This is a genomic window from Sphingopyxis sp. C-1 (assembly GCF_001047015.1).
In the GTDB taxonomy this organism is placed as follows: domain Bacteria; phylum Pseudomonadota; class Alphaproteobacteria; order Sphingomonadales; family Sphingomonadaceae; genus Sphingopyxis.
Genome location: NZ_BBRO01000001.1, coordinates 370,504 through 385,418 on the forward strand (window position 1 = coordinate 370,504; position 14,915 = coordinate 385,418).

General features: G+C 63.7%; 13 protein-coding genes. 9 read left to right on the forward strand and 4 right to left on the reverse strand.

Annotated features, from left to right (window positions below):
• The first annotated feature begins 12 nt into the window (after positions 1-12).
• Together SC1_RS01550 and SC1_RS01555 are read left to right on the forward strand one after the other, a co-directional pair.
• Positions 13-1,308: an acyl-CoA dehydrogenase family protein gene (locus tag SC1_RS01550; protein ID WP_062176661.1), complete on the forward strand. Its 1,296-nt coding sequence runs from the start codon at positions 13-15 to the stop codon at positions 1,306-1,308.
• Between the two features lie 65 nt (positions 1,309-1,373).
• A complete protein-coding gene (locus SC1_RS01555; RefSeq protein ID WP_062176664.1) occupies positions 1,374-1,898 on the forward strand; it encodes a hypothetical protein in 525 nt (174 codons plus the stop codon).
• On the opposite strand, the gene SC1_RS01560 is transcribed toward SC1_RS01555, so the two are convergent.
• Together SC1_RS01560 and SC1_RS01565 are read right to left on the reverse strand one after the other, a co-directional pair.
• Complete coding sequence (locus SC1_RS01560) at positions 1,895-2,206, reverse strand: alkylphosphonate utilization protein (RefSeq protein ID WP_062176668.1); 312 nt, start codon at positions 2,204-2,206, stop codon at positions 1,895-1,897. The genes SC1_RS01555 and SC1_RS01560 overlap by 4 nt on opposite strands.
• A 4-nt stretch (positions 2,207-2,210) precedes the next feature.
• Positions 2,211-2,960: a class I SAM-dependent methyltransferase gene (locus SC1_RS01565; protein ID WP_062176670.1), complete on the reverse strand. Its 750-nt coding sequence runs from the start codon at positions 2,958-2,960 to the stop codon at positions 2,211-2,213.
• Positions 2,961-3,100: 140 nt separating this feature from the next.
• On the opposite strand from SC1_RS01565, the gene SC1_RS01570 reads away from it, so the two are divergent.
• Both SC1_RS01570 and SC1_RS01575 read left to right on the forward strand, forming a co-directional pair.
• Positions 3,101-4,840, forward strand: coding sequence for an amidohydrolase family protein (locus SC1_RS01570; protein ID WP_062183354.1), 1,740 nt, complete (start codon positions 3,101-3,103; stop codon positions 4,838-4,840).
• Positions 4,840-5,847, forward strand: a complete 1,008-nt coding sequence (locus tag SC1_RS01575) for an NAD(P)-dependent alcohol dehydrogenase (RefSeq protein ID WP_062176673.1) — start codon at positions 4,840-4,842, stop codon at positions 5,845-5,847. The genes SC1_RS01570 and SC1_RS01575 overlap by 1 nt, the downstream gene beginning before the upstream one ends.
• 3 nt (positions 5,848-5,850) lie before the next feature.
• On the opposite strand, the gene SC1_RS01580 is transcribed toward SC1_RS01575, so the two are convergent.
• Together SC1_RS01580 and nhaA are read right to left on the reverse strand one after the other, a co-directional pair.
• On the reverse strand, positions 5,851-7,197 hold the full coding sequence (locus SC1_RS01580; protein ID WP_062176676.1) for a hypothetical protein: 1,347 nt from the start codon (positions 7,195-7,197) through the stop codon (positions 5,851-5,853).
• Positions 7,197-8,480, reverse strand: coding sequence for a Na+/H+ antiporter NhaA (gene nhaA, locus SC1_RS01585; RefSeq protein WP_062176680.1), 1,284 nt, complete (start codon positions 8,478-8,480; stop codon positions 7,197-7,199). Before nhaA ends, SC1_RS01580 begins: the two co-directional genes overlap by 1 nt.
• A 136-nt stretch (positions 8,481-8,616) precedes the next feature.
• Here nhaA and SC1_RS01590 point away from each other — a divergent pair, with 136 nt between their 5' ends.
• The 5 genes from SC1_RS01590 to SC1_RS01610 all read left to right on the forward strand — a co-directional run bounded on the left by SC1_RS01590 (position 8,617) and on the right by SC1_RS01610 (position 14,856).
• Positions 8,617-10,041 (forward strand): glycosyl transferase family protein, encoded by a 1,425-nt coding sequence (locus tag SC1_RS01590; RefSeq protein WP_062176682.1) that lies wholly within the window; start codon positions 8,617-8,619, stop codon positions 10,039-10,041.
• Positions 10,041-11,165 (forward strand): hypothetical protein, encoded by a 1,125-nt coding sequence (locus SC1_RS01595; RefSeq protein ID WP_062176685.1) that lies wholly within the window; start codon positions 10,041-10,043, stop codon positions 11,163-11,165. Before SC1_RS01590 ends, SC1_RS01595 begins: the two co-directional genes overlap by 1 nt.
• A 114-nt stretch (positions 11,166-11,279) precedes the next feature.
• The gene (locus SC1_RS01600) at positions 11,280-12,188 is read left to right on the forward strand and encodes a sulfite exporter TauE/SafE family protein (RefSeq protein WP_062176688.1); all 909 of its coding nucleotides are present in this window, start codon (positions 11,280-11,282) and stop codon (positions 12,186-12,188) included.
• A complete protein-coding gene (locus SC1_RS01605; protein WP_062176691.1) occupies positions 12,185-12,955 on the forward strand; it encodes a TIGR02186 family protein in 771 nt (256 codons plus the stop codon). The genes SC1_RS01600 and SC1_RS01605 overlap by 4 nt, the downstream gene beginning before the upstream one ends.
• 311 nt (positions 12,956-13,266) lie before the next feature.
• Positions 13,267-14,856 carry an ATP-binding protein gene (locus SC1_RS01610; RefSeq protein ID WP_238586711.1) on the forward strand — a complete coding sequence of 530 codons (1,590 nt, stop codon included), beginning with the start codon at positions 13,267-13,269 and terminating at the stop codon, positions 14,854-14,856.
• Positions 14,857-14,915: the final 59 nt, after the last annotated feature.

Sequence of the window (14,915 nt, forward strand, 5' to 3'; positions counted from 1 at the left end):
AGGGAGAGAGACATGGATTTTGCGATGCCCGCCGACCTGCAGGCGTATCTGGACGAGCTTGATGCGTTTATCGACGCCGAGATCAAACCGCTCGAACTTGCGGACGACAATATCCGCTTCTTCGACCATCGCCGCGAACATGCGCGCACCGACTGGGACAATCAGGGGCTGCCGCGCCACGACTGGGAAGACCTGCTCAAACAGGCGACGCGCAAGGCCGATGCGGCGGGGCACTGGCGCTTCTCGGCGCCCAAGAAGTACGGCGGCAAGGACGGCAGCAATCTGTGGATGGCGGTGATCCGCGAGCATTTCGCGGCGAAGGGATTGGGGCTCCACAACGATCTTCAGAATGAGCACAGCATCGTCGGCAATTTCCCCTTCGTCGAAATGTTCGAACAGTTCGGCACCAGCGACGAACAGAAGCAGGAATTCATCCTCGGCGGGTTCGAGGGCAAGCGCCGCACCGCGTTCGGGCTGACCGAGCCCGACCATGGCAGCGACGCGACACATATGGAGACGCGCGCGGTCCGCGAGACGCGCGATGGCGTCGACGGCTGGCTGATCAACGGGCGCAAGATGTGGATCACCGGCATGCATGTCGCGACGCATTGCGCGACCTTCTGCCGCACCAGCGGCAATGACGGCGATGCGAAGGGCATCACCTGCCTGCTCGTGCCGACGGGGACCGAGGGCATGACCGTCGACGAATATATGTGGACGTTCAACATGCCGACCGACCATCCGCGCATGACCTTCATCGACGTTTGGGTGCCCGACGATGCGCGGCTCGGTCCGGAGGGCGGCGGGCTGTCGATCGCGCAGAGCTTCGTTCACCAGAACCGCATTCGGCAGGCGGCAAGCTCGCTGGGCGCGGCGGTGTTCTGCATCGAGGAAAGCGTTCGATATGCGCGTGAGCGTAAGCCGTTCGGCGAGGCGCTGGCGAAGAATCAGGCGATCCAGTTCCCGCTCGTCGAACTCGCGACACAGGCCGAGATGTTGCGCCTGCTGATCCGCAAGACCGCGTGGGACATGGACAACACCCCGCACAAGGAGGTCGAGCGCACGCTCTCGGACAAGGTCAGTATGTGCAATTACTGGGCGAACCGCCTCGTTTGCGAAGCTGCCGACCGCGCGATGCAGGTGCATGGCGGCATCGGCTATTCGCGGCACAAGCCGTTCGAGCATATCTATCGCCACCACCGCCGCTATCGCATCACCGAAGGCGCCGAGGAAATCCAGATGCGCAAGGTCGCGGCCTATCTGTTCGGCTATATGGGGCCGCGCAAAGAGACGCTGGGCCGAATCTGATCGGGATGGACTCTCCTCTTCCGGTTGCGGCATGATCGGCGCAACGAGCAGAAGAGGAGAGGACCATGGCCGAAGCCGACCGCGCCAAGGATGCGACATCGTTCCGGATATTCCGGGGCGCCGACGCTCCCGATCTCAACGAAACCGACAAGATGACGCTCGCCGGCCTGACACCGATCGTCGAGGCGGGCATCGGGCGCTGGGTCGCCGCTGGCGTTGGCGAAGGGAACATCACCAAAGCGCTGTTCTCGCTCCCGCATATGAGCCTGACCTATGCGTGGTTCAAAAGCGGTTTCGCATTGCCGCTGCACAGCCATAATGCCGACTGCCTCTATTATATCATCGCGGGTTCGTTGAAGCTCGGCACCGAGGAACTGGGCGCGGGCGACGGTTTTTTCGTCGGCAGCGACGTGCCCTACACGTACAAGCCCGGCCCGGATGGGGTCGAAGTGCTCGAATTCCGAACGGTCGAAAGCTTCGACATGAAGTTCCAGGGCCGGACCGAGGCCTATTGGGACAAGGTCGTCGCGGGGATGGATGCCGCGCGGCCCGCTTGGAGTTCGGAAGCGCCGCCTTCCGGGCGTGCTTAGCGTTTTCTCACAAACTCCGCGCGCAGCACCAGCCCCTTGATGCCGTCGTGGCGGCAGTCGATTTCCTGCGCGTCGCCGGTCAGGCGGATCGACTTGATCACCGTGCCGACCTTCAGCGTCTGGCCCGCGCCTTTCACGTTCAAATCCTTGACCAGCACGACCGAGTCGCCATCGGCGAGCAGATTGCCGACCGCGTCGCGTACTTCGGGACCCGCGGCGGCCGCGGCGTCGCGCGCGGCAATGTCGCTGGCGGACATCCATTCGCCGCTCGCTTCGTCATAGACATAATCCTGGTCGTCGCTGGTCATTCTTTTATCCCGGTTTGCGGAAGCGCAAGGTGAACTGGTCGGTCTTGCCGCGGATTTCCTTGTCGAAGACATTGGCCGTGCGCGGATCGGCGGGAAGGCGATAGAGGTCGCTTTCCGCATCAAGCTTGAAACCCGCTTTGGTCAGTGTGGCGATGACCGCATCCTTGTCGATCCGGTGCAGGCTGTCCGACAGCGTCGTACCGCTGCCCTTCGCCGCGCTATGGTCGACGACGACGAGCGTGCCGCCGGGTTTGAGCGCCGCGAACAAAGCTGCGCTCGCCTTGTCGCCGGTGCCCGCGGCAAAGGGTTTCAGATAGAGGTCGTGGAAATTCTGCACGGTGATGATCGTGTCGAGCGGTTCGGGAAAGGCGGGCGCCGCGAACGGACCGGCGACGGCATCGACATTGGTATAAGCGGCGTCGATCGCGGCCTGATCGTCCCCATATTGTTTCTTGAAGGCGATGAATTCGGCGGGCTGGAAGGCATAGACCTTGCCCGCCGGGCCGACTGCGCCGGCTAGCAGGCGCGTCACATAGCCGCCGCCCATGACGAAATCGCCGACCTTTTGCCCGGGCTTGATCTGCGCAAAGGTGAGCAGTTCGGCGGGTTTGCGCGACGCATCGCGTTCGCGGTCGGCGGCGGGGCGCGCGGGATCGGCGAGCGCGGCCTTATAGTCGGGGGCGGGCGAGTCCTTGGCGGCGAGCGGGGTCGCCGAAACGGCGAACAACAGGGCGAACGTGAGCGGACGGATCATGGCAGCAACTCCCAATGATTTTGTCCCGTCACCATAGCGCCTTGTCGCGGGCGCCGCGCGTTTATTTGCATATCGCAATTTTGATGATAGGTTTCTTCGTGAAACTAAAAAATCTGGCCAAAATGCTTGGGAGAGCGGACATGCATGATCTGGTGATTCGCGGCGGCACCGTCGTCGATGGTTCGGGCGGAGCGCCCTTTGTCGCGGACGTCGCGATCGATGGCGACCGGATCGTCGCGGTCGGCGAAAATCTCGGCTCAGGACGGGAGGAAATCGACGCTGCCGGCAAGATCGTCACCCCGGGCTTCGTCGACGTCCACACCCATTATGACGGGCAGGCGACGTGGGACGCCGAAATGGCGCCGTCGAGCTGGCACGGCGTTACCACCGTCGTGATGGGCAATTGCGGCGTCGGCTTCGCCCCCGCCAAGCCCGACCGCCACGAATGGCTGATTTCGCTGATGGAAGGCGTCGAGGATATTCCCGGCACCGCGCTTGCCGAGGGCATGTCGTGGGATTGGGAAACCTTTCCCGAATATATGGACGCGCTCGAAAAACTGCCGCGCACGGTCGACGTGGCGTGCCACGTCCCGCACGGTGCCGTCCGCGCTTATGTGCTCGGCGACCGCGAGAAACCCGGTGCGATCCCGACCGACGCGGACATCGCCGAAATGTCACGCATCGTCGAGGAGGGCGTGCGCGCCGGCGCGCTTGGTTTCTCGACCAGCCGCACCGTGCTGCACAAGTCGATCGACGGCGAACTCGTCCCTGGCACCACTGCGACCGCCGAGGAACTGGTCGCGATCGGGCGCGCAATGGGACGCGTCGGTTACGGTGTGTTCGAAATGGCGAGCGACATGAAGCGCGAGTGGAACGAGTTTCAGTGGATGGGCGACCTCAGCCGCGAAACCGGACTGCCGGTGACCTTCGCCGCATTGCAATCGATCGCCAAGGAGCTGCCGCTCGAAGAGCAGATTGCGGAAATGCGGAAACAGAATTCGACCGGCGCGAACATCGTCGCGCAGATCGCACTCCGCGGCAACGGCATCATCATGGCGTGGCAGGGCACCGTGCATCCGTTCCGTTTCAAGCCCGCATGGAACGAGATTATCGACCTGCCCTGGGCCGAGCAGCTCGCGAAGCTGAAAGATCCCGCGTTCAAGGCACGGATGATCGAAGAGGCGAATGTCTGGCCCGAAAGCGACATTCTCGACTTTCTGAAGGTCGTCGCCGAAGGCTGGCCGGTCCATTTCGAAATGGACCCCGATTTCAACTATGAGCCCAAGATGGACGAGAGCATCATGGCGCGCGCGGTCGCCGCGGGCGTCTCGCCCTCCGAATATGCATACGACCTCCTCATGAAGGATGACGGCAAGGGTTTCATCTATTTCCCGATTTTGAACTACCGCGACGGCAACCTCAATTTCCTGGAGGATTTGCAGGCGTCGGACGATACGGTGAACAGCCTGTCGGACGGCGGCGCGCATTGCGGCACGATCTGCGACGCCGCCTCGCCGACCTTCATGCTTCAGCACTGGGTTCGCGACCGCAAAGGCCATCGCATCGCACTCGAACACGCAATCAAACGTCAGTGTCGCGACACGGCGATACTCTATGGCCTCGAAGATCGCGGCGTGCTCGCGCCGGGCTATCTTGCCGATCTGAACGTCATCGACATGGATTCGATCAAGCTCGGCAAGCCCTGGCTCGCATTCGACCTGCCCGCGGGCGGCAAGCGCCTGCTGCAAAAGGCCGACGGCTATGTCGCGACGGTCAAGTCGGGTGTCGTGACGTTCAAGGACGGCGAAATGCAGGGGCCGACGCCGGGCGGCGTCATCCGCGGTCCGCAGCGTGTTGAAATGGCGATGGCGGCGGAGTGATGCGAGCGGTCCAGCTTCGCGCGCCCGCCTCGCTCGACAATCTGACGCTGACCGATCTTCCCGACCCCGGCGACCCGGGGCCGGGTGAGATTCGTGTGCGGCTGGCAGCCTCGTCGCTGAACTTCCACGACTTTGCGGTGGTCGCCGGGATGATCCCCACCGTCGACGGACGTATTCCGATGTCCGACGGCGCGGGGACGGTTGAGGCGGTCGGTGAGGGCGTCACCGACTATCGCGTTGGCGACCATGTCGTGTCGCTCTTCTTTCCCTTCTGGGCCGATGGTGCGGCGCCGCCGAACGCCTTCACGCAGGTGCCGGGTGACAGCATCGACGGCTATGCCCGCGAAGTGGTGGTGACGCCGCAGCAATGGTTCACCCATGCGCCGAAAGGCTGGTCGGCGGCCGAGGCGGCGACGCTGACCTGTGCCGGACTGACCGCGTGGCGCGCGCTGTTCGTCGATGGCGTGACGCAGCCGGGCTCGACCGTGCTGGTGCAGGGCAGCGGCGGGGTTTCGGTGTTCGCGTTACAATTCGCCAAGGCGGCGGGCGCGCGGGTGATCGCGACAAGTTCGTCCGATGCGAAGCTCGATCGGCTGAAGGCGCTCGGCGCCGACGAGCTGATCAATTACAAGGACGTCCCGGAGTGGGGCGCCAGGGCGCTCGAACTCACCGGCGGGCGCGGTGTCGATACGGTGGTCGAGATCGGCGGTGCGGGCACGCTCGACCAGTCGATGGTTGCAACGCGCGTCGGTGGGCATGTCGCGCTGATCGGTGTGCTCGCCGGCATAGTCGGGCCGGTGAAAACAGCGCTGCTGATGAGCAAGAATCTGCGCGTACAGGGTCTTACCGTCGGCAGTCGCGCGCAGCAACTTGCGATGATCGCGGGAGTCGAGGCGAACGGCATCCGCCCGATCCTCGACCAGCATTTTCCCCTCGAAAGTCTTGCCGATGCCTTCCGGCATCAGGCGGCGAACGCGCATTTCGGCAAGATCATCGTCGATATCTGACGCTCAGCGCGTGAGCAGGTCCGAAGGCAAGGTCGGTTCGCTGACGATTTTCGCCATGCGCCGCCACATCTCGTCGCGACTGGGCTTGCCGCGCTCGACATAGGCGCGGACCATCGTCTCGCCGAGACCATAGTTGATCACATAGCTGCGATATTGATCGGTGAAGCTGATCGATTGCTCGGCGCGCTGCGGCGAGACGAGCAGATATTTCTGGGTGAGCGCGACGGCTGTCGGGCGATCGATCGCGCCGTCGAGATATTGCTGCGCGATCGTCAGCCGCGCCCCCGAAGCGCGCTTGATCGCCGCGAGCAATTGCCAATAGCGGTCGTCCGACGGCACCGCTATCTCGGCGATCGGCATCAGCACGTCGCGTTCGGTGTCGGCTTTGCTGCTTTCGGGAAAGGCGAGGTCGATACCGTAATTCGCGCTGCCCTCGGCGATCAGGCTCTGCGGACTATAGAGCGGATAGACGCTGAATTCGTTCCAGCCGCGCTCTTTCACCAGCTTTTCCTCAAGTTTCATGTTGAGGAGATGATGTCCCGGATAGCCCTCGTGGCACCCAAGGTCGAGTGCGCGCGACAGGCGGATCGGCAGGTCGGTGTTGACCTGGATCAGGCTGTGATAGCCGCCCTGATAATAATTATAGCCGCTCCAGCTCTTGCCGGTCACGAATTCCAGCCGAAAGCTTTCGCCTTCGGGCATCGGGATATGCGCCATGCTGCGCCCGCGGCATCGCGCGATCGCGGCGTCGAAGGTTTTCTGCAGGCGGTCCTTGGGGAGGGTGAAGGCGTCGAGATACGCCTCGACGCGATCGGCGAGCGCGCCGTCGCCAGGGACGAGCGCCTCGATTTTCGCGAGTTCGGCGTCGTAGCTCGCGAGCGGCTTCAGTCGCGGGCGCACACCGAACAGCCGCTCGGCCTCGTCGGCAAAGGCGAAGCGGGTGCCCTGCATCATCTGCAGCCGCGTTTCGGCGGCGCGGAGCTGCGCCCGGAGAAAGGTCGCGCGGCGTTTCGCGAGCGGGTCAGAGATGCGCCGGGCCGCAAGATCGACCTCTGCCATCAACGCACGCGTCGCCGTGAGCAGCGCTGGTTTGTCGCGCGGCGCCGTTTCGGCCGCCTTCTGAAGCTCGGGCGGGCCGTAATAGGCGTCGATATAGCCGGGCTCGTGCGTCCCGATTTCGAGGGTGAGCCGCAGATATGCGGCTGCAATCTCGTCGAGCGCCTTGGTCGAGGCGGCCGTGCGGCGGACGTCGAGTGTGGCGAGGTCCGGCTTGGCCGCCGAAGGTCGGGTTTCGCTTGCGGCGCACCCCGAAAGGAGGGCGATCAGCGACAGGGCGATGAGTTTGCGCATCACGCGGCTATACCGCTGCTTTCGCTGGTGTCACGCACATCGCCGTCAGCGGCGATTTCCGCATCGGACTGGCTTTCGGCCGCGTCATGATCGGGATGGAGCGGTGCGAAGCGCAGCACCGCGAAACCGACAAGCGCTGCCATCAGCGATCCTGTCAGGATACCGATCTTCGCCTCCTCGACCAGCAGCGCATCGCCCGGAAAGGCGAGGCCGCCGATGAACAGGCTCATCGTAAAGCCGATGCCGCACAATATCGCGACGCCATAGACCTGGAGCCAGGTCGCGCCGCGCAGTCGGCCCGCGATTCCCAATTTGACCGCCAGCCAGACGCTGCCGAAAATGCCGATCTGCTTGCCGAGGAAAAGGCCGGCAGCGATCCCGACCGGCAGCGGCGCGAAAATCTGCTGGGCGGTGAGCCCGCTGATATCGACCCCGGCGTTGGCGAAGCCGAACAGGGGAACAATGCCGAACGCGACCCAAGGGTGCAGCGCATGTTCGAGCTTGTGAAGCGGCGAATGTGCACTGTTGGGTTCCCCCGGCGTGCGTTCGAACGGGATGGTCATCGCAGTAAGTACCCCGGCGATCGTGGCGTGGACGCCCGAAAGCAGCATCGCGTACCAGAGGAAGGCGAACATCAGGAGATAAAGGGGCAGGCTCTTCACGCGCAGGCGTGCCATCGCGAACATCAGGCCAAGGATGACCGCCGCCACCCCGAGCGCGGCGAGATTGATCTTCGCAGTATAGAAGAGCGCGATGATCGCGACCGCGCCCATGTCGTCGACGATCGCGACGGTGACGAGGAACAATTTGAGCGAGGTCGGCGCGCGTTTGCCAAGCAGCGCAAGCACGCCCATCGCAAAGGCGATGTCGGTGGCCGCAGGGATAGCCCAGCCTTGCGCCAGCCCCGATGTGTTTCCCGCGAAGAGAATGTAGATGACTGCAGGAACCGCCATTCCGGCTGCCGCTGCAATGAACGGCAATCGGCGCCGGTCCCAGCTTGCGAGCCTTCCGTCGACGAACTCGCGCTTGATCTCCAGCCCGACGAGCAGGAAGAAAACCGCCATCAATCCGTCGTTGATCCACAGATGGACCGTCATCGGGCCGAGCTTGTCGGTAAGTATCGGTCCGGTAACGGCGTGAATCGCGTCGTGATAAAGCGGCGCGAACGACGAATTGGCAACGATCATCGCCAAAATGGATGCGAAAATAAGAAGAATTCCGCCTGCGCTTTCACTTCTCAGGAATTCTATCAATGCTGAATGGGGTGGAAATCTGCGGATCATCGGTCAGGTGTTTCTTTGATTTGTCAGTGAAATTGACAGTTAATCAATGATATAGTCGTCTTTACAAATCTGCTCTGTTCACTAGCAGTATCGATATTGATGACATTAGGTGATCGGTGGGGGCAGGGCTAGCACATTGGAGCAGTCGACCGCATGGCTGGAATGGTTGGTGATGGGGGCCAGTCACGAACTGATGCTGTTCGCCTCGGTCGGGATTCTGCTGTTCGGGCTCGACGACCTGCTGTTCGATGCGTTGTGGCTGGTGACCCGCCGCCGTGGACCATCGCTCGCCCCGAACGCGCCGCCGGTGGAGGGACGCTTCGCGGTCTTCGTGCCCGCATGGGACGAAGCCGATGCGCTTCCGGCAATGCTCGATCGGACGCTCGCGGCGTGGAGGGACGAGGATTTTCGACTTTACCTCGGCTGCTATCCCAATGATGCCGCGACCCTCTTTGCCGTATCGCCGCTCGTCGCGCGCGACCGGCGGCTGCGGCTTGTCGTGGGCAGCGTCGAGGGGCCGACCACCAAGGGCGACAATCTCAACGGCTTGTGGCGCGCGCTTGGCGATGACGAGCGCGCCGAGGGCATGCGTTTCGCCGCCATCGTCCTGCACGACGCCGAAGATCATGTTCATCCGGCCGAACTCGCACTTTACCGCCGCTATCTCGGCGAAAATTCGATGGTGCAGATTCCGGTCGTGCCGTTGATCAGGCACAGAGAACGCTGGATCGGCGGGCATTATGGCGACGAATTTGCCGAAGCGCATGGAAAGGAATTGGTCGTTCGCTCGCGCCTCGGCCTGCCGCTGCCGTCAGCGGGAGTCGGCTGCGCGCTGACGCGTAGCTCGCTGGCGTTGCTGGCGCTCGAGCGTGGCGGCGAGCCTTTTCGCTGCGACAGCCTGACCGAGGATTATGAGATGGGCATGCTGATCGGCGCCTATGGCCTTCGAACGCGCTTTATCGACACGGTCGGACCCGCGGGTGACAGGATCGTATCGCGAGGGGCTTTTCCGGGGGAAATCGAAAAGGCGGTGCGGCAGAAGTCGCGCTGGATTACCGGGATCGCCTTGGCGGGCTGGGACCATCTCGGCTGGCTTGGTGCGCGGCGTGATAAGGCCATAGGCGCCGGCGCCGGCCGGGCGTGGATCGGGCGCTGGATGCTGTGGCGCGATCGTCGCGCGCCGCTTTCCGCGCTCATTCTAATGGCGGCTTATGCAGGGCTGATCTTCACGATCGCTGGCTGGGCGGGGCAGTTTCTGCTGGACTGGCGTGCCGTCGAGCTGGGCGGCGGCATGCGGTTGCTGCTGATGTTCAATGCCGTGATGCTGTGTTGGCGGATCGGCGTTCGCGGGCATTTTACGGCGCGCTGGTACGGTTTGCGCGAGGCGATGATTTCGTTGCCGCGTGTCTTTTTTGCCAATGTGATCGCGATGCTCGCTGCGCGACGTGCGATCGGACTTTACTGGCGGATGCTGCGGTCGGGCAAGGTTGTTTGGGACAAGACCGACCATCCGGATCATGAGGTCGCGCACCAGGACGGCTTTGTCAGGATGGGGGCGTGATGATGATGCGCCGCCTCGACGTGCGCCGTGACGCGCCCGCACTGCGCTTTCTGCTGTTATGCGTCGGCGGCTGGATAGCGATGCGGGTTGTGATGGTCGGGAATCCGGCCACCTCTTTTGCGCTCGATCCCGTCGAAGCGCCTTTGTCGCCGTCTCCCCTTGCGGCGGGCCGTGCCGTCGCGGACATCCCGCCTGTCGCCCGCATCGATGAGCAAGATCTCTCGACGCACCGGCGTGTTGGCGTGCCGGCCTTCTTCGAGGTCGCCCCGGCTTCGATCGAAAACGAGTCCGTTTCCGTCGATTTGGGCGCCGATCGCGATAGTCTTCGGCTTGCCCCGGTCGCGCCGCTGTCGCCTTCGCCGCCAGATGATGTCGCGCTCTCTGCCTCCCCGACTATCGGAGGGCTCTGGTTTCCGCTCGCACCTGCCGAACACTCCGATCCGGGGAACGGCAAGCCATTCTGGATTCAGCGGCAGCTTGGCGGATGGGCGCTCGCGAACTGGGTCTATTTGCGCCAAGGCTCCGGCTCCGCGCCCGAGAACATCGGTGCGGCGAGCCAATTGGGTGGGAGTCAGGCGGGTGTGCGGCTGGACTATGGCTTTCGCGATGACGGGCGCGTCCGCGCCTATGGGCGCGCGACGGTTGCCATTCAGCGCCCGCAGCAGCGCGAGATCGCGTTCGGCCTCGCCCTTGCCCCACTCGCGCACCTGCCGGTCGATATTGCGATCGAGCAGCGCGTCACGCTGGGCAGAGAGGGGCGCACCGCGATCGTGATGATGGCGAGCGGCGGCGTTTCGAGGGTTGCGCTGACGGCCGGTTTCCGGCTCGACGCCTATGCGCAGGCGGGCGTCGTCGGCGTGCGGCGGCGCGACGCTTTCGCCGACGGCGCAATCGTCGTCGATCGCCACCTCGGCCCCGACGACACGTCTCTCCTGCGGCTTGGCGCGCTCGTTGCGGGAGCGGTACAGCCGGGCGCCGCGCGGGCCGATGTCGGTCCGCGGCTGACTTTGCTCCTGCCCGATCTGGGCGAGGGCACCCGCATCGCGCTCGACTGGCGCCAGCGCCTTGCTGGCAATGCGCGCCCCGAAAGCGGCCTGGCGCTGACGCTGGCGAGCGACTTCTGAACGCCGGAAAATTTAGCCACCGCCGCCGATTCCCCGCCGCGAAAAAATGCTCTAGGGTCGCGGGACTCGGCGCAGTTTCGGCGCCTCGGACCCGCAATTCACAGGCCCTGACAATTGGATCTTTACCTCCCAGTCGCCAATCTGTCGGTCAATGCGCTGGTGATCATCCTGCTGGGCGGCGGGGTGGGTTTCCTGTCGGGCATGTTCGGCGTTGGCGGCGGATTCCTGACGACGCCGCTGCTCATCTTTTACGGCATTCCGCCGACGGTCGCGGCGGCGTCGGCGGCGACGCAGGTGACTGGCGCCAGCGTTTCGGGGGTGATGGCGCATCTCGAGCGCGGCGGGGTCGACCTCAGGATGGGCGGGGTATTGGTTGCGGGCGGCCTCATCGGCTCGCTGATCGGCGCGGGGCTATTCGAACTGCTCACCTCCTTGGGGCAGATCGATACGGTGATCAACATCCTGTATGTCGCGCTGCTCGGGACCGTCGGGACATTCATGGGGCGCGAGGCATGGGGCAGCTTTCGAGCGTCACAGGCCGGACTGCCGGCCCCTGCGCGCAAGCGGCGCCACCATCCGATGGTCGCGAACCTGCCGCTCCGCTGGCGTTTCTATCGCTCGGGCCTTTACATCTCGCCGCTCGCGCCGCTGCTTCTCGGTATCGTCGGGGGCGTACTTACGATGCTGCTGGGTGTCGGCGGGGGCTTCATCATGGTGCCGGCGATGCTGTATCTGCTCGGCATGGGCACGCAGGTCGTCGTCGGCACGTCGTTGTACCAGATATTATTCGTGACCATCGCAACGACGATGGTTCACGCGCTGACCACCGGCGCGGTCGACATCGTGCTCGCAGGATTGCTTCTGCTCGGAAGCGTCGTCGGCGCCCAGATCGGCGCGCGTTTTGCGCAAAAGGTAAAGCCCGAATATCTGCGCATGGCGCTCGCCGCAATCGTGCTGCTCGTCGCGCTCCGCATGGGGGTCGACCTCTTTATCCGCCCCGAAGAAATCTACACGGTGCAATGATCGCGCCGCGCGCCTTGCTCCCGTTGCTCGCGGCGCTGTCGCTGCCGGCGGCCGCCAATGCCGCCGACCCCCGGCTGGTGCCTGACGTGTCGAGCCGTGCGATCGACATCCAGTACAGCTTCACCGGCGAGGAATTGCTGCTTTTCGGCGCGATCCTCTATCCCGGGCAGCGGCTGCCCGACGACCGTGCCGACATCGTGGTCGTGCTGAAGGGACCCGTGCGACCGATCGTGCTGCGCGAAAAGCGGCGCGTCGCGGGTATCTGGGTCAATGCGAGCAGTATCCGCCTGCGTACCTCGCCGGGCTTCTATGCGATCGGATCGTCGCGCCCGATCGACAAGCTGGTCGACGAGCGGACCGCAGCGATCTTTGAACTCGGCCTTGCCAATCTGTCGATGTCGCCCAGCGGATTTTCGGAGGCAAAGAAGCTGGAGCGGTTCGAGGCGGGGCTAACCGATCTCTATCGCCGATCGGGTCTCTTCGTCGAAAATCCTTCGGCGGTCGAAATCACCGAAGGCGTGCTCTATCGCGCGCGCATTCCGGTGCCGGCGCGCGTTCCCGTCGGCACCTATCGCGCCGAAACCTATTTGATCAGCCGCGGACGCGTGCTCGCCGTCGCATCGCGCGACGTGCAGATCCGCAAGGCAGGGTTCGAACGCTTCGTCGCGCTCGCAGCGCAGCGGCACGGCTTTCTCTATGGTCTCGCCGCGGTCTTTCTGTCGCTGGTGCTCGGTTACGGCGCGTCGGCTATTTTCCGCCGTCGTTAGGGTCAGGCTCCCTTTAAGTCTGGAAATATCGACATATTCCCGCGCCTTGCCTCCTCGCACTGAACAAAATCGCTTCAACCCTCGATCGCGCAATAAGAGGGGCTGACCCTAATCATCATTCACGGCCTATTTACCCTCGTCTGCGATATCCCGAGCCGGGACCATCAAAAGGCGGGGCGGGATACATGGATATGCAAGGTGGCGGATTTGGCGCCAGCGATTTGACGGCGGCACAGCATGTGAGGCTCGCCGGCGGCGGCGGCGTAGCGGCGTCGGTTGCACCGGTAGCCAACCATCATCGCGATGACCTGATGATCGGCGAAGTCGTCGATATTTCGGGCTCGGCGTCGCGCATTCTGCTCGATGCTGCCGTGATCGGCAAATTGGCGTCGTCCAGCGATGCGGCCGTCGCAATGGCGGGGCAGGTGGGTGCGCAGGTCAAGGTGCGCGTCGGCAATATCTGGCTGATCGCCAGCATCCGCGACCAGCAACTGCACGAGCGCGGGGAGGGCTTGATCGTCGCGACGATCGATTTTCTCGGCGAAGGTGAGGAAGAGAAGATCACCGGCCGCATTCACAATTTCCGTCGCGGCGTAACGCGCTATCCGATCCCGGGCAGCCAGGTTTTTGCGGCGACCAGCGCCGATCTCAAACAGATTTACGCCGCCGATGAACGCGCGCACGTCGAAATCGGCACCGTCTACCCGACCAAGGATATTCGCGGGTCGCTCTATGTCGACGCAATGCTCGGCAAGCATTTCGCGCTGCTCGGTTCGACGGGTACGGGTAAATCGACCAGCGCGGCGCTGATCCTCCACAAGATCTGCGAACTCGCGCCGCAGGGTCATATCGTGATGATCGACCCGCACGGCGAATATTCGGCCGCCTTCAAGGGCACCGGCGCGCTGTTCGACGTCGACAATCTCGCCATGCCCTATTGGCTGATGAATTTCGAAGAGCATTGCGAAGTGTTCGTCACCGCCGAAGGCCGCGATCGTCAGGCCGACTGCGACGTTCTGGCGCGCTGCCTGCTTCAGGCGCGCACCAAGAACCGGCTTGCCGAGGGCATGACGAAGATCACGGTCGACTCGCCGATCCCCTATCTGCTCTCGGACCTGCTCAACATCCTGCAAAACGAGATGGGCAAGCTCGACAAGGCGACCTCGTCGGCGCCGTTCATGCGCATCAAGGGCAAGATCGAGGAAATGCGCGCCGATCCGCGCTATAATTTCATGTTCTCGGGAATGCTTGTCGCCGACACGATGGCGGGCTTCCTTGGCAAGATCTTCCGCCTGCCGTCGGACGGCCGGCCGATTTCGATCATCGACGTGTCGGGCGTGCCGTCGGACATTACCGGCGTCGTGGTCGCGGTGCTGTCGCGCCTGACCTTTGACTATGCGATCTGGTCGCGCGGCGAGCCGCAGCGCCCGATCCTGCTCGTCTGCGAAGAGGCGCACCGCTATATTCCGTCGAAGGACACGGGGCAGGGACAGGCGGTCCGCAAGATCCTCGAACGTATCGCGAAGGAAGGCCGTAAATATGGCGTGTCGCTGGGTCTCATCACCCAGCGTCCGTCCGACCTTGCCGAAGGCGTGCTGTCGCAGTGCGGCACGATCATCTCGATGCGCCTCAACAACGAGCGCGACCAGCATTTCGTGAAGGCTGCGATGCCCGAAGGCGCGCGCGGCTTCATCGATTCGATCCCGGCGCTCCGCAACCGCGAATGCATCGTCTGCGGCGAAGGCGTGTCGATCCCGATCCGCGTCTATCTCGACACGCTCGAGGAAGAGAAGCGCCCCGCGTCGAGCGATCCGCTCTTCTCGAAACTGTGGCGCGAAACCGGCGGCGAGGCCGAAATCCTCGAACGCGTGGTCAAGCGCTGGCGCAGCCAGGGCAGATAAGCGCTCGTCATTGCGAGCGAAGCGAAGCAATCCAGGGCGGTTTGGGCCTTCTCTGGATT

What these genes read in the sequence shown, in the direction of transcription:
- SC1_RS01550 (WP_062176661.1), top strand. Translation starts at nt 13, where the DNA reads ATGGATTTTGCGATGCCCGCCGACCTGCAGGCGTATCTGGACGAGCTT.
- SC1_RS01555 (WP_062176664.1), top strand. Translation starts at nt 1,374, where the DNA reads ATGGCCGAAGCCGACCGCGCCAAGGATGCGACATCGTTCCGGATATTC.
- SC1_RS01560 (WP_062176668.1), bottom strand. Translation starts at nt 2,206, where the DNA reads ATGACCAGCGACGACCAGGATTATGTCTATGACGAAGCGAGCGGCGAA.
- SC1_RS01565 (WP_062176670.1), bottom strand. Translation starts at nt 2,960, where the DNA reads ATGATCCGTCCGCTCACGTTCGCCCTGTTGTTCGCCGTTTCGGCGACC.
- SC1_RS01570 (WP_062183354.1), top strand. Translation starts at nt 3,101, where the DNA reads ATGCATGATCTGGTGATTCGCGGCGGCACCGTCGTCGATGGTTCGGGC.
- SC1_RS01575 (WP_062176673.1), top strand. Translation starts at nt 4,840, where the DNA reads ATGCGAGCGGTCCAGCTTCGCGCGCCCGCCTCGCTCGACAATCTGACG.
- SC1_RS01580 (WP_062176676.1), bottom strand. Translation starts at nt 7,197, where the DNA reads ATGCGCAAACTCATCGCCCTGTCGCTGATCGCCCTCCTTTCGGGGTGC.
- nhaA (WP_062176680.1), bottom strand. Translation starts at nt 8,480, where the DNA reads ATGATCCGCAGATTTCCACCCCATTCAGCATTGATAGAATTCCTGAGA.
- SC1_RS01595 (WP_062176685.1), top strand. Translation starts at nt 10,041, where the DNA reads ATGATGATGCGCCGCCTCGACGTGCGCCGTGACGCGCCCGCACTGCGC.
- SC1_RS01605 (WP_062176691.1), top strand. Translation starts at nt 12,185, where the DNA reads ATGATCGCGCCGCGCGCCTTGCTCCCGTTGCTCGCGGCGCTGTCGCTG.
- SC1_RS01610 (WP_238586711.1), top strand. Translation starts at nt 13,267, where the DNA reads ATGATCGGCGAAGTCGTCGATATTTCGGGCTCGGCGTCGCGCATTCTG.